Below are 15,252 nucleotides of genomic sequence, written 5' to 3'. Positions count from 1 at the left end.
CAACTGAAACAGCTCCGAGTATAAAAGTGAAATATAAGATGTAAATTAAGCCAGAAACTTTACATGGTAATTTTCGACTCTACTGACCGATTGTGCACGCAAAGCTGATTACGCATATCAGTTGCAAATCATAATTTCTAAAAACTTATTGTTTGTCTTTTACTAGAATAGCAGGAAATGTTCTCCATAAAATACTCAGATAAATTTACTCAAAAGTTGCTTCTTGATGTAATTAAGTTAAATTTAAATTCGTATCAGAACTCTTAAAAATGCTTGAGTTGGTTTAAAACATCTATATTCCCAATAGGAAGGTTGATGTGTAAACTTTCAGAAGGAATTATTAATGAACAAACCGGCCAAAAATATCTTACAAATACGCAAAGCAACAGCTGCTCAAAACAAAGCATTAAATGGCATTTGTCCTTATTTTACAATGTTTCCTCTTGAGTACCCTCTTAAGGTACTTCGCAGACATAAAAACAAAAATACTGTCACACTCGACCCGTTCTGCGGCCGAGGCACCACCTTGTTCGCAGCGCGTCAACTGAACTCAGAGGCTTGGGGAATTGATACATCCCCGGTAGCTGTAGCAATTGCAAAAGCCAAACTAGCATCCACAAATTTAGAAACTCCACTTACACTTGCATCCGAGCTAATTTCTAACAACGTTCCTTTAAATATACCTCAAACGCCTTTCTTTAAGGCTGCTTATCATCCTGATACTTTAAGAGATTTATGTAGTCTTCGAGAAGCTCTGTTAGCCATTAAAAACGATACTGATGCTTCAGTAATTTTACGTGCAGCTGTACTTGGATGCTTGCATGGTCCTAGAGCAAAATATATCGAAAATACGGGTTATTTTTCTAATCAAATGCCAAGAACGTACGCATCCAAACCGGATTATGCTGTCCGATACTGGCAAAAACATAACCTTATCGCCCCTCAAATTGATATCTTAAAAGTACTTCGAAGAAAAATTGAGCGATTAATTACACTTGAAAAGCAGACTGAAAATTCCATTACACAAGTACTGACAGGAAACTCTCAACTGGCCAGTACTTATCAATCAATTACAAGCATGCCTTCTATGGTCATAACATCACCACCTTATTTTGGGATGCGTTCTTATGTTCAAGATCAATGGCTTCGTAACTGGTTTTTGGGTGGTAAAGAGTATGTTGATTATGACACAGGTGATCAAATTGCTAATGGAAGTAGGGAAGTTTTTGCAAACTCTCTTGGGCAAGTATGGAAAAATATTAGCAATATAGGCTCTGATGATTTGCACATGTTTGTAAGATTTGGAATCATTCCCTCTGCAAGAGTTGACGCAAAGAATTTATTTATGAACTCACTCGAATCGTCAGGCGTGAAATGGAAAGTCGTTTCAATTAGAAATGCTGATTCTGCACATTCAGGAAAGCGCCAAGCAAATCAAATGAAAGCAAGCTCCATAGCTTCTGTTGAATACGATTTTCATGTGCGACGCACTTAAGTCTGAAGCAAGCCACTGCGACGTCGATCAAGATCAGCTAGCTATCTTTCTTCACTAAGTTGAGTGAAGGTTGGTTAGAACTACCCAGAATTTATGTCCTACAGAAATTATCATCGCAGTAGAATAGGCGACTGCAAAAATTGTCACCGTAATACCCCATGAAAGGTATGGAGAGGTCAAAAAAATACTGGTCAAAGAAGCAATCATCCCTGCCGCATATGCGGCAGAGGCATGGTACAACTCGTGAAGCAGCTTTTTATAATGCCCCGTTTTCTGCATGTTGCGTAATAACTTTTGATTTGCAACAGCAGCTAATATAGACAAAGCTGCAATCATAAACCCTAGCATGGTTGCAGTAACTCCAGCAAATGCGGTGGCTGCATTGTGCAATGCATCTACGCTGTATACGTCAATGTGCGACCATAGCAGCCAAGCTATGATTGCAGAGATGCTGATTCTAATCCAAAGCATTCTGTCCACCCAAGACAGCATCCAAATCTTCTGCTAGTTGGTTTTTGGCCTCTCCTAGAGCTCGGAACATTTCATCGGAAACAGGGTACCGCCCGTTCATTTCAACCGACACTTGGGCAATAACCCTATCAGCGATCAAATCAATGGGTTGCTCAACCCCAGCCATTTTAATTCTAGCAATGTTTGCATTGCCGCTATTTACTAACGCAGCAGCGACACGCTTGGCGCGATCCATGAGCCGACCTCTAGATCTTCCAGCTCCCTCGGCACTTATTTTGATACGAGCCTTGAAGCCATCAATACCGGCCATCAAGCCAAACAACTCGCTGCTCCAGTCATCATTCGGGTATAAGTCTGGATTGGTTGGCCTGGCAACGCTGAGTTCAATCGTTCTTGGTTCTAGGTCAGCGCTCATCATGCGACGCATGGCATCTGCTTTAAGAATAGCATTAAATACTGTCGTATGATTCAAAATGTCGGAGAAATAGCGACCAAAAGCTTCGACAGTGCTGCCGTTCCCATTTGACTGATAAACTAGCAGCTCATTCTGACGGTAATAAAGAAAATGATTTTTCTCAATAACGCCTTCATCATCATCCAGATCAATTTCCCTCTCTTCACCACCAGTGCTGCCGATATGCGGGATATCGGTTGTGCGAATTTTTGCAAAAACACCACGAAACGACGCACCGTTATTAAATGGAATAAGTTCTCGGATTTGATACGAGACATCGCCCGACACGATGCTTTGGCACTGCAGTTGTTGTGATAAATCAAGAAGCGTTTGACTTACTCGACCGTCGCGCCCTCCTGCTCCGACACAGCCTACAAAAAAACCAACCTTAAATTTTTTTGTTGCCATAAGCTTCCTCTATGATTGCTAGATAATCGGTTATAAAAAACATCGCTAATTACAATTTAAGATAATAAATGCATATAAAGGCGTTGGAATACCCCTATATCCCTCTTCCGTCACCGCTAACTTTTGCATTTCAATGTAATAAGTTTAGCTTTGAATTCATGCAATTTTGACTCTACAAATAGGTAAGCTGTCATTTTTTCCGGACGTAGGATGTGTAGTTTTTATCTTGGTTCCGGTAAGATTCCCAAAACTGATTTTGTGTTCCGTAAATTTCGGTTAGTGCCTTTGTAACAAGGTTGTAAGCAAAATCATCCTTGTTGTCCAAATGGGCTGGTAAATGCTCAATAAAAAACGCTTTAACCGCCCCCCATGCTACTCCATCTGTCGTTTCGATTTTACTTATTAAAACGGTATTGGCCTTTAATGCTTGAATGGCCTTGGCCTCAATATTAGCCATAACGTCAATTGGCTCTACATCGCTTGCACCAATAGCAGGTATTGAGCTACTAGCAATGGAAGTTTTCGCAGTAATATCTGGCTGCCTCATTCCAGAGAAAGTGGCACTAAGCGTACGCGCATATGTGTTAGCAGCAGGAGCAGTGTAAGCTTTATCGCGCATTGAAAATAGTTTCTCGAATGACTGGACTCTTAGGCTAAGCGGATATGGTTTGCCGCCAACAGAGCTCCAAAACACACCTTGACCAGGAATTGGTTCATTGAGAAGCGAACTCAATAAATCATCACTAAAATGGGCATTGGCCTTCTTTAACGAGGTCAAATCCCCGGCTGAAAGTAAATGAAAAATAAACCAATTATCGCCCTGACTTAAAATCTCACTAGGAATGCTGCCAGGTTGCTGAGTGATCAACATAGCACCAAGATCATACTTTCGCCCCTCTTTAACCCACGCCACATAAGGCTCAGAGGCCGGAGCATTCTCATTAAGTACAGACTGCGCCTCTTCTACTACCGCAATTGTTGGGATTGTTTTTGGATCTGCGCTGGTAAATTCTTGCTGATTACGGTCAAAAATACGTCTCAAAATTAAACCTGATAAAACTAGTGATTGACCGCCACGCATTTGTGACACATCAATCACACAAAGCTTACCTTCCGAAAGCGAATGAATCAGCATATCCATTAGCTGACTGCTTTTATCATGTAACATTTTGACAATAGCTGTCATGTTACTCCGTGCAGCCAAGGCCTCAGCCTCCTGCCTCTGCGGATCAAGGTCTAGAAGATGGCAAATATCTTCTAATGGGGTGGCATTACCATTAGTATCTATCTGATTAACCAACGACTCCCATCTTTCTTGAGACAAGCCACGTAACTTGCGCACATTTTGTTGATCTTGACGTTCTGGCCCTAGTGCAATGGCAATAACATCTCCAGGCCTTAGCCGACGAATATCTAGCCTGATGCCTCCAGCAACAAATGATTGATAAAATGGACTTGAATTCCGACGATCAGTAAAAATGACCAATTTATCTTCAAGAGCAGGCACATCACAGAGCCCAGGTCGCCCCTTATCATCTGGCCAGAAATATTCTCCATCTGGGTCAAAAATTACTGTGCCTACAGGAACACGCTTGTCACCTCGTTTGGTTACAAAGGGTGTAGTTTCATATAGCTTTGAGAACAATAGTTTATTGAGGTTAGATTTACCAAAACCAGCACGAGCAAAAATAAAACTGCGACGTGAAACCAAAGACTCTACTGGAAAATTAATCATTACTTCTGGAGCAAGAATCTGCATCCATTCTTGAGACTCAAATTGAGCATTACCAGCCGCATAAATATATTCACCAAACGCAAGGTGTCCAATCGAAGCTCCCGTAATGTTATGCCCAGAAATTTCGCGCAATACTTCACTTGATGGAAAAGCCACTTGACTGCCCACATGTGGTAAACGTCGATGAGATGGTACAAATGTTAATCCTTTACCATTTTTCCTTATCACACCAAGAACACGAATATTTACACGATATTTTAGATATTGCTCACGAAGATCTTCAGGAATAGGTCGATCTTCCTGTACCGCACGAATATTAAACTCCTCACCCGAACCGAACGAAAGCTTCCCTTCAGAGGAAAAAGATGCAATACGACCTAATACAGCTTCATCTGGTGTTTCAAGTTGAACAAGCAAGAATTGCCCATGCATAGGAATACTCTGGAATTCATTTCGATATGGCAACACCAAGTCTGCATGAAACTCCATTCCACCTTGCTGAAAACCTCTAAAAATTCCTACAACTTGCTCTTTAGGGAAAAGCTGAAATTGCATCGTGTTATTCCTTTATCCGTAACGTTTTTGGGCGGGGTCAGCATCCTGTAATTGAAAAGCATCCAGTGTAGATGCGTCAGGGCCCAAACTGCTACGCACCCCTTCATAAATGAAGTCTTGCAAAATATCGAAGTCAAAATCAACTAAAGCAGCATTTTCATGGGCTTTTTGTAAACATCTTGGGTAATGAGGCACAGGGAATCCATTGATAGCATCAGCAAGCATAGATCCTATTATTGCTTGTGACTCCTGAATCTGAGGTACAAAAATATCTACCGGCCAAACCGGGTCACGTGGATTACTGCCGAATTTCACGAGAAACATTTTTCCGCCTACAAATTTATTTATTTCCCCACCTTCTTCAGCCCGATCATTACCACGCGCGAATTCAGACCATATGTATGCTTTTTCCTCAATTTCACGAGGCACCTCAACATATGCTGGATAATTTGTCTGAAGCACTCCTTCTAAGGCCATCGCAAGTCGATAGCGTGAGAGTACTTTACTGTGTTTGGCTACGCCTACTAAATAAACACGCCTCCGATTGCGTTTCCAGTGCTGATCAATACGATCGCTCATGCCTTGAAGTATTTTCTGAAAAAGATCTTGAGCGAAAACTTTAGTGCGAAGTAATCCATCACAAACAATTAAAGTGTCAGTTCCAAAGTCTTTTTTTAGCAGTGCAAAAAGAATTGCCCATTCAACTAGTTCACGGTAAACCTGCACCCAGCTAGGCGACACTGGGCTACCTTTATCAGTTGGACGGATCATGTGGGAAAGCTTTTGCAAGCTGTCCACATTCAAGAAAGCCATCATTTCGCCTAGAGCTGTAAGCGGATATCCTTCTTTGTTTAATTGACGATCATTCAGTTTCTGAATCGGAGTTGTCGGAGATACGGCTTCTAAGCAGTATTCATTGTTACTGCTGTCAACGACTCTGACTAATTGGATGAGAAACGGGTCGAACTGAAGTTGATTGTTACCACCATCAGTTCCAACAAGAGAAATAGAAGTAGTTAGGCGAGGTTGAATACGGCGAGTAATGGATTTTAAAGATGATATTTCCGTACGCAAAGTATCCAAAACATTTTGATCGGAACCGATACAATCTGCAATTGCTACTTTAAGTTGGGCTTGGGATGCCGGGTCGATCATTTACCCTCTAACCATTTCTTATTATCAATTAATTATTAGTCTATATTCCACAATCTGATTATGCCTTAATTAATTTACATTTTGTGAAAACATTTAATATGAAAAATCCTATCTATATCAGCTAACTATAATATATAAATCTCTACTACCTAGAGATTTGGAAGAGCGTTACACTATGCGGCGAACTGCTGTCTAGGGTTATCACCAACGCCAAGCAAATTAACCTGAAACCTGGGCACCCAGCAAGTCATCTGACTTAGACGACCTCGTCTTGCAATCTGTATAACCGGAATCCGCATCTGTTGACATAGCTTGAGCACTGCTTTTTGTGTGGTATTTTTGAGCAAAGCGACCTGGAGACAGGCAATCATGCTTTCATTGAAATGGTTAAATGAAGCTTCGGTGATGCGGAGCCCCAGCCCCTGCAGATATACCTTCTCAAGCAAGCCATGTTTTACCAATCCAAATAAGGTTCCACGGTCAATTTTCAGTTCAGACTGCGCTTCATTCAGTGATAGCGTGCCATGCAATGCGTGCCTGATATTCTCCAGATAGCTTTTAACATTGCGCGAATCAAACACCAGTCCACTTGGTAGCTCGCTGGTTGTTCCCACCGCCACGATCTGACGTTTAGATACAGCATTCAGCCACATGGCTTTCATTTCCGAGCTAATCTTGAGCCGCATTACCTGGCTTAGAGTGATGTGTTGCCTGCTAACCAGAAACGGGACTTTGAATTGCAAGCCCTGCATCAAACGCCTATGCAATGCATCCACGTCGCGCTCATGGAACATATGCATAGGTGCAAAGTGTCTTGCCTCATAATAACCATGCGAACGATAGGCACGCATAACCTCTACAGGAATATCCAGCTGCTGGGCCACTTCTTTCAAACCAAGGCGTCTGCCAAATGCAAATTCAAACGGCTGCTGTTCTGCCAGCTTAACCAGTTTGCGCGTTGCGTTAAGTTCATTGAGCTCGACATTGATGACCTTGTCCTCAATCATCTTTCTCAGCGTGCTGGGTTGCACGCCGAGCCGGACTGCCAATTGATTTACCCCCATCGTCTGGCCGGCAATGGCAGTAGATAACTTTGGATGCACCGCAGCCTGCTGCCAGTGCTGCTGGCCGAAAGCAACGAAGGCATCCCGCATGAACTGCAGTTCGTGACCTTGCTCAATGTTCTTAAAAAACGATTCATAGAATGAATTGAACTGACCACGTAAGCCGCTGACTTTAAGGTTAGCATTCGGAGCGTGTACTTTTGCTAAATATTCATGGAAACGATGCGGCCAATCTGACAGCACATCAGCAGCGGTTTCCACGGCCATGAAATCAGTATCAGTGCCCGCTGGCTGTTCCCCATTAAACATTCCGAAACGATAGATCATCGAAAGTAGAGTTTGAATAGATAACTGCTCCATCGCACCAACCGGAAAACCACTCTGATGCATTTGTTCCTGATTCAAAGGCTGCTGCATCAGCTTTGCGTAGAGAATCCCCATCAGCACCAACACTGCCGAATCGGTGATCTTTTCCGGTACTGTTTGAATGATTTCCGAGCCGCAGCTGCATTTAGCCAGTCCTTCACGCTGCCAGCTCAAGGGATTATGACATGCTGCACAATTACGCACTGTTCTGACTTGATGCAAAGGGCAGGCTACGGCATATTTAAGCTCATGAAAGCCATCGATATAGCCATTTTCCTTGACGCATTGCAAGCAGACGCTGGCATGCTTGGACCGGGTGAACATGGAGGGAATACTATGCCCCATGACCTGCAGATAACGTCCAGAATGTCCGGGTTCCTGGCTATCCAGGCCTGCAGCTTTCATCTCTGCAGCAGACTTGCCGTACAACGGCGCCAGTTTTTCAAGTGAAGGTCGGGCTGAACGCGCCTCATTGTCATCCATGTCGGCATAATGCAGCAGTTTCGTTGGAGAGTAGCCATTACGTTCAGCCGTCCTTAAGATAAAGCCCGGCAGACTCTCCCCCGCAAAGGGGGAGGGTGTGATCACCAATGGCTGAACAACTTGAGATTGATGTTCACGCACGGAGGTCATTTTGTGAGTACCTCACCTGCAGTCATGCCAGCTTGCGCTTTATACATCTGTGAACATGATTCTGCATCCCCATGACTGGCTGCACCGACCTGCTGTGCAGCCTCCACAGAATACAGGCTGGGCGTAGTATCAAAATCTTCACCAAACGGATTCTGGATGAACACAACCCCATCCATCCAGACTGACTCCTCATATGCTCTGGCAAGGTCTGCCAGACTGATACTGAACGTATTGTTTACCTGCGCACTCAGGCATGCCTGGTGCAGTATCTTCGCTAGATAGCCAATCAGTCCGCCCGTGGCGCAGTAAAACCGGAATGCCATTTCATCGGAAGTCAGGTCCGGTAGTTCATAACGACTCAGAGCTTGTTGGAATGATTCCAGGCAGGCAATAAATTCTGCCTGAGCATCCTCGTCATTCCAGTCGAAACGCGGCATATGAATGGGAGCCATGAAGCGGCCGCGCAGCTGCTGGTTCTGGTTGATGACTGCCATGCAGTCCGGCAGGCCTGCAACAATCAGCATCAGGCCGGAGCGGTCTACAAAGATTTTCAGCCAGTCGGACAGGTAATGCTGTACCTTGTGCGATACCTTGTCATAAAAATGCTGAAACTCGTCAATGATGATCGCATTGGTTCTGGTCTGCGTGAGCAGGGTATAGAGACGCTCGGTTTTTTCGTTTTCAGAACCGCGTTTATACCAGAGCGGGTCACCCAGCTCCCTTAACATGACCTCGACCAAACCTTTGACGCTTGGTTTGGACGGAGTGCGGACACTGAGGATCGGCACAATGGCGCCCTCTGTATCACGCTGTTTCGGATGCTGCCTGCTGATGCTTTCCAGCAGCCTTGATTTGCCGGTACGCGACTCGCCGACGACGGCAATGCAGGTGGGCTCACTGTAACTTTTTGTCGCAAGCAAGTGCGTCTCAATACGCAGTTTTGCCCTCTGGAAATCTCGATGCGGCACCAGCACTTGGTCCACAGCCGTTGGAATATATTGAATCTGGTTCATGATGTCATCCTTTAAAAGTTTCGTTTCAATCAAGCACGCTGGTCGATGATCGGCGCATAACTTGGACGGGATTTAGTAGCTACAGGCTTAGCTTGAGCTGATGGCTTTTTACTAGCGATTTCCGCAGTTTTGGCTGTCTTAGTCACAGCCTTGGTTTTAGCTTCAGCCTGCTGGTTGGTATCGTTATAGCGAGCAACTCTGGCATTAGTTTTACGACGCTTGAGCTTGAGTTCTTTCTCCACGATTTCACGAATCTCGGTTTTCGCACGTGCATAGCTGTATACGTCCGCCTTCTTGAAATGCTTTTTGGCATAACTGCGGCAAATTTCGTGCAGCCACAGCGTCAAACCTTTTGCATATTCCTGGTTCAGCGCCGGCACTTCGATATAGCCCTGATTGTCTTTGAGAATCACATACAAGTGACCGACATCACTCTCATCAACACGAATCTCCACAGTCAGGTCTTCACCGTATTGCTTTCTTAATTGCATCAATTCATGTGAGTTGTAGAGCAGGTTGTTTATCTCTATGCCTTTATTGGTCACCCTTTTATCTGCTATCGCTTTTCCGAGGAGAATATCCAGTTCCGCGGGGTTATGTGCCAGCGCGATATCCTCCGGATTGATGCTGCTGGACCAGAATACGGCCGGAGTATAGTTGTCCAGACTGCGGTGCGGTTTCTGGTGGTAATAGTCTGCAATCCATTTGTGAACTATCAGCCGCAGGGTACTTAATGTCACAACCGCGTGCTTGGATGGATCGTAATCATCTTTCTCAAAGATATTGCTGAATGTAGTGCCTGCAATCCCGTGACTCACGCCATCATTGATAGTACGATTGAAGCGCTCGATCTTGCCTTTGAACCATGGTTTCTTGCGCGGGGTATAGACAATTTCCACACCAAAGGCAAAGCAGGCTTTCTCCAGACTGATGCTATGGAACTCCAGACCGTTATCAACAAACAGCATCTCCATCACGCCATGCGCTTCCCATGCATGCCTGATTTCCGGAAACTGCTTCTGCAGGTCAGACTTAGGCAGGAATGCGTGCTTGAGGCATTTTCCTACCGTGAGATAACTGGGCGGCTCAAAGCCGATATAGATACCCAGTATGCAGCGTGTATGGCTATCGATACAGATCGTGAGCCATGGTCTGCCGAGCGGAATATGCGAATCATCATCGATCACGAATAAATCGAGCTTGGTATGGTCAATCTCTGCGGACTCAAGTGGCTTTTTAGTGACATGATGCTTGAACTTGCTTCGGTAAATACGGTTGGCTGCGATGCGCCCATAGCGGGCTGCATATCTGTCAAAGGCTGGGATATTATTTATCAACCTTTCTATCAATCTTCTGGTAGGCAGTGGTAATTGCATACTCAGAGGGCGCTGATTATTCTCACGGGTCACCTTCACAACCGCCTCTTCAGTAGTCTCTGCGATTGTTTTGCGTTCACGCTGCAGATAAATTCGATCAATGCAGTCTTCAGCAATGTCGATCACTTCCAATGGGTAACGCGATGTCCTATTACCTTTACGCTGGTGCTGCTCACCTAGAGCGAAAGCATCCTTACCATTTGCAAGATATTTTTTCTTCCAGCTGCAGACACTTACCCAATGCGGTGCTTTTTCCGGCAGCCTGATTTTCTCCCAGACTTCCCGCACAGCCTGTTTCACAATACCTTCCGTACTGGGCAAATGCTCTATTGCCTTAGCATACATGCGCTTAATCTTGGCTTTATCCCATGCCTGACCTTCCAGCTGGCGATTGATTCTCGTCGGCAGATTTCCCCGTGCAGCTTCCTGGTTCATGACTTCATTTTTATCTTTAGTAAATACCAGTTTGCCATCGGTATAACGCCTTTGCAGCTCTTGAATATTAAATTCATGAATCCTGCCGGTCCTTACTTCCTGAGCCTGCCACAGTCCTTTTGTGATTTCCTGATTGAGTTGGTATTCGCGACCATCCATGTCAAAGGATGTGTTTTTACAAAAATATGCAATTGCCATGATGTGCTCCTAGTGTTGTGCGTTAAAGTTGCTGTGAATTGAAGTAGCGAAACTGATAGGCTGGTTTAAATCAATACTGAGTTTGCCTTCCAGTATCAGGCGGCTGACGTTGCGCAATGTTTGTGGTGTTGCCTGCTCAAGCATTCCCCAGGTGATGACTGGCTCGTGTGCAAATAAGCGCCTGATACGTTCCTGCTCAATCATCGGAACGGGCTGCCGTCCCAACTTATTCAGGCGCTTGACGTTATCCAGCCTAGGCTGCCTAGCCAGTACTTCTGCCAACACGATACGGTAGCTATAGCCGTGTTCAGGAAGCATTCTTGTTAATAATGCTGTTCGTTCCGCGACTTCCGCACTGTTTGCATCAGCCTCGGTTTTCACTTCCCAGAATTCACGGCGGCGGTCTTCTATCACCATGAAATCCGGATAATGCCGATGTTGCTCACCGTTTATGCTGTAAATAATCTCGCATGGCTGCTCGTGAAATGCAGTTACATGAGACGATGCATCCAGGATACGCATCGCATTGCCTTCATGGATTGATTCCCATTGCATCATGCGCTGCATTTTCCAGCTCGGGTACTTGCCGGTATTGCGTGAGTTGGAACGGCTGACTACTTTCCTGCTGCGGATTTTTCCGTCTTTCGGGAAATTTATCTGTATTAATGGTACTGCTTTAGTGTGATTCATCATTGACTCCTAATTAGCATCAATCGGAGTAACTCAGAAATTTGGGCGTATGGAGTCCTGTCTTGCCTATCAGCAATTTCTGCCAATTGGAAAGTTAGGGGTGCAAGGGAGCCAAGACTATCGTCTTAAATTTGACAAAACACACCGTTGTCGTAGAATGTAATCATCTAGTGGGGACTAGAAAAATGTATTACAGCCAACAGACTCAAGTGCATTCCGCTTGGGTCTTTTGCGTTTAAGGCAGCCTGATAATCACGCTACTTTACTCATTCAGCTTCTTTTCTTCGGTACTTCCTTTCTGAAAATGGCAGTTTTTTGATACTGCCGCTTAATCAGATCGCCCCAAAATTAATTTCCGGGCAATCTGAAAATCAAATTAGCACGGTTTTTAAATCACGCAACTTTTATGATAGCAATCATTATTAATCGCTATCCAATAAATATGCAATCATTAAATTGTTAGTAACACTTTGATTATTATGGATTTTAGTAACCTACGGTTACTGTGTAACTGCAGGTTACTAAATGGAAGGGAATGTAAAGTTCGGATGACGCCAAGAATAATGGCGAAATTTGACAAAATAAATATTTGTGATGCTTTAGGGGCAATCTATCTTATGAATAAACTACCGTAATTCACAATAAATTCGGATACATAACCCATTACACCTACTGACACTTATGACTTTAAAAAATTATTTGAATTTAAAGTTATTTGAATTTAATTTTCAGAACTTTTGATGAAACACATAAAGCATCTTGTTTCGTTTTCTTTAGAAAATGTTTTGAATCAACGATTGCAGATTCCACCTCAGCCTGAAAACTATTAGGGTGAGTGAAAGAACCCCGATCTCTCCAATAACGATAGCCTGCTACAAGCGCTGGATACTGGCCAAGATTAACGCGAACACCACCATGAATACGTTTAGTCCACATTTCATCTGGTATTAACTTATTGAGGTAAAGCCAGTACTCTTCAGAATACAAATTAAAATATTGTCGAACCCAACGTTTAGTTTCTGATGGTAAATTTTCGAAATTTTCTGCGAAACATCCAGATGCAATATCTATAGGTATATTTTTATATAGCTCTGCATAGCGCACATTCATTTCGTTATAGTTTTGCCATCTTCTTTGCTCATTTGCTAACTTTAATTGTGCGTATGCAACATATCCACCAATAATAGCTGCAATCAAAGCCAAGACCGTTGCCCAATGAGCATATGGCTCGCTATTAGTGTTTAACCATTTAATTACTTTCTGAGTCCGGCTCCCTGTAGAATCAATGCGTTTATTCTTATTACGTAGCTTCTGCTTCATCAACTTTTAGCTTTCTATTCGCTATTCCGAATGGAACGTGAACCATCGGAATATCACCAGCAGGAGATTCCAAATGACTCCGCTGATCATCAAAAAACATGTGGGGTTTCAATATTGAAAGAATTCTGGATTTTTGCATTCCGCCCAGAAAAAAAGATTCATCTGCAGAAACACCCCAATTTTTAAGTGTAGTTACAACTCTTTCATGCGCCGGAGCATTTCGCGCTGTAACAATTGCGATTCTCAGTATTTTCTTATAATTCGGATCCTCTTTCAGTTTTTTATCTTCCAACTTTTGCATGAATGAAAGTTTAGTGAAAAGGTCTGCCAATGGTCCAGGCTGATGTGGTATTGATTGTTTTGTAGTTTCATGGGCCTGGAACTCATCCAAATCATTATTCTTTTTATATACAGACTCTGCTTCATCATCTGCAATGACGCCATCAAAGTCGAAAGCAACTCTTAGCTCAGTGTCCAACTCATCATCATAAACTTTTGTTGGAAGTACTACGCCAGCAGGATAATCCGCATCTATCGCTTGTTGCACGTCTCCTTCGTTAGTACTTAAAAAGAGTGATGCGTTAAACGCTGGAATATATTCATGAGGTGAACTCCCCGCCATAAATGCAGCTCTTGTAATATCAAGGCCATAATGTCTTATTGTGCGAAAAACACGCAAACCAGTTTCAGGTGAATTTCTAGACAACAAAACCACTTCTACTGGCGCTTGTTTAGGGAATGCTTTATTTATACCAAGAAATCTACGGATAAATGGGAATGCAACACCTTTCGGAAAGGGCTTATCAATATTTTGTTCCTGATGAATACGGTATTTATCGACACCTTCTTCCAAGTAAATCTGATGTGACTCAGATAAATCAAATAGCGCACTTGATGCCACACCAATGACGAGTTTACGCTCAATAGGATATGCCATAAAAATGCCTTCTTAAATAAATTCCATGATTCTAGATATTGCCCCTATGGCTACAATTTATTTAATTACCAAATAATGAAATTTGCTAATCTTTTATGCGGTTATTACTAGCCCTTTATGAGGTGTAACTAGTCACTTATGGGGTGGCGCACAATATTATCTTAACAATATCAGCCTTTTAATTAGCCACACTTACTTTCGCCGCAGTTGAGGCAAGTCAGGCAGCCATCCATAACGATGCTGGCCTTGGTGTTGCATTTTTTGCAAAGCTGCGCGCCTTTCGGGTAACCTTCATCGTTCACTTCTTCACCCGGTTTGGCGTGTTTTTCAAAGTATTCGGCTTTTTTCTCTTCCACCAGTTTTTGCTGATGTTCATCCAGCCCCGGTTTTTTCAGCATGCCGATTTCCTGCAGGTGCTGTTCCACCACTTCGCCGATCTCTGCCACCAGGCTAGGTACGAACTTGCCGCCTTTTTTGAAATATCCACCGCTTGGTTCGAATACGCTTTTCAGCTCCTCTACCAGGAATGTGACGTCGCCGCCTTTGCGGAACACGGCTGACATCACGCGTGTCAGCGCCACAATCCATTGAAAGTGTTCCATGTTCTTGGAATTGATGAACACTTCAAATGGGCGGCGGTGCTCTTGCGGCGTGCCTTCATTCATCACGATGTCATTAATGGTGATGTATAAGGCGTGTTCAGTCACCGGGGTTTTGATTTTATAGGTGTTGCCTACCAGCTTTTCCGGGCGGCCTAAAGGCTCGCCGAGCTGTACGACATTGCCTGGGTTTTCAGCGGCTTTAGCTTCAGCCGCCTTGGCTTTATCTTCTTCTGACACCAGGTTGTAGCCGACGATTTTCTTTTCGATTTTAATTGCCATGTTGTTCTCCTTTTTAGTGGGACTTACCCAACTTTAATTTAGCCAATTTCAAACGTCGCGCGTGAA

At 43.7% G+C, this 15,252-nt stretch carries 12 protein-coding genes; 1 reads left to right on the top strand and 11 read right to left on the bottom strand.

The features are described from left to right. The first annotated feature begins 343 nt into the window (after positions 1–343). Positions 344–1,495, top strand: coding sequence for a DNA methyltransferase (locus tag GQ51_RS08920; RefSeq protein WP_052177785.1), 1,152 nt, complete (start codon positions 344–346; stop codon positions 1,493–1,495). 54 nt (positions 1,496–1,549) lie between these two features. Here the strand turns inward: GQ51_RS08920 and GQ51_RS08915 are convergent, their stop codons facing one another. The 11 genes from GQ51_RS08915 to GQ51_RS08865 form a co-directional block, all read right to left on the bottom strand. Then, positions 1,550–1,966, bottom strand: a complete 417-nt coding sequence (locus tag GQ51_RS08915; RefSeq protein WP_047552184.1) for a hypothetical protein — start codon at positions 1,964–1,966, stop codon at positions 1,550–1,552. Beyond that, the gene (locus GQ51_RS08910; RefSeq protein WP_047552183.1) at positions 1,953–2,828 is read right to left on the bottom strand and encodes a DUF6731 family protein; all 876 of its coding nucleotides are present in this window, start codon (positions 2,826–2,828) and stop codon (positions 1,953–1,955) included. Before GQ51_RS08910 ends, GQ51_RS08915 begins: the two co-directional genes overlap by 14 nt. 190 nt (positions 2,829–3,018) lie before the next feature. Then, positions 3,019–5,118 carry an ATP-binding protein gene (locus tag GQ51_RS08905; RefSeq protein WP_047552182.1) on the bottom strand — a complete coding sequence of 700 codons (2,100 nt, stop codon included), beginning with the start codon at positions 5,116–5,118 and terminating at the stop codon, positions 3,019–3,021. A gap of 12 nt (positions 5,119–5,130) precedes the next feature. After that, positions 5,131–6,273, bottom strand: coding sequence for a hypothetical protein (locus tag GQ51_RS08900; protein WP_047552181.1), 1,143 nt, complete (start codon positions 6,271–6,273; stop codon positions 5,131–5,133). Positions 6,274–6,446: 173 nt separating this feature from the next. Further along, complete coding sequence (locus tag GQ51_RS08895; protein WP_235276202.1) at positions 6,447–8,327, bottom strand: TniQ family protein; 1,881 nt, start codon at positions 8,325–8,327, stop codon at positions 6,447–6,449. A 5-nt stretch (positions 8,328–8,332) separates the two neighbouring features. Then, positions 8,333–9,349, bottom strand: a complete 1,017-nt coding sequence (locus tag GQ51_RS08890) for a TniB family NTP-binding protein (protein ID WP_047554078.1) — start codon at positions 9,347–9,349, stop codon at positions 8,333–8,335. Between the two features lie 29 nt (positions 9,350–9,378). Next, complete coding sequence (locus GQ51_RS08885) at positions 9,379–11,358, bottom strand: Mu transposase C-terminal domain-containing protein (RefSeq protein WP_047552179.1); 1,980 nt, start codon at positions 11,356–11,358, stop codon at positions 9,379–9,381. A gap of 9 nt (positions 11,359–11,367) precedes the next feature. Beyond that, complete coding sequence (locus GQ51_RS08880; RefSeq protein ID WP_047552178.1) at positions 11,368–12,048, bottom strand: TnsA endonuclease N-terminal domain-containing protein; 681 nt, start codon at positions 12,046–12,048, stop codon at positions 11,368–11,370. A gap of 711 nt (positions 12,049–12,759) precedes the next feature. Beyond that, the gene (locus tag GQ51_RS08875; protein ID WP_047552177.1) at positions 12,760–13,368 is read right to left on the bottom strand and encodes a hypothetical protein; all 609 of its coding nucleotides are present in this window, start codon (positions 13,366–13,368) and stop codon (positions 12,760–12,762) included. Beyond that, on the bottom strand, positions 13,349–14,305 hold the full coding sequence (locus tag GQ51_RS08870; protein WP_047552176.1) for a 5'-nucleotidase: 957 nt from the start codon (positions 14,303–14,305) through the stop codon (positions 13,349–13,351). The genes GQ51_RS08875 and GQ51_RS08870 overlap by 20 nt, the downstream gene beginning before the upstream one ends. 182 nt (positions 14,306–14,487) lie before the next feature. Then, positions 14,488–15,186, bottom strand: a complete 699-nt coding sequence (locus GQ51_RS08865) for a TSCPD domain-containing protein (RefSeq protein WP_047552175.1) — start codon at positions 15,184–15,186, stop codon at positions 14,488–14,490. Between the last annotated feature and the right edge of the window lie 66 nt (positions 15,187–15,252).

Source organism: Methylotenera sp. G11, assembly GCF_000799735.1.
GTDB lineage: Bacteria > Pseudomonadota > Gammaproteobacteria > Burkholderiales > Methylophilaceae > Methylotenera.
The sequence above is the reverse complement of the archived record's forward strand: the minus strand, read 5'-3'. Positions and strand labels throughout refer to the sequence as shown.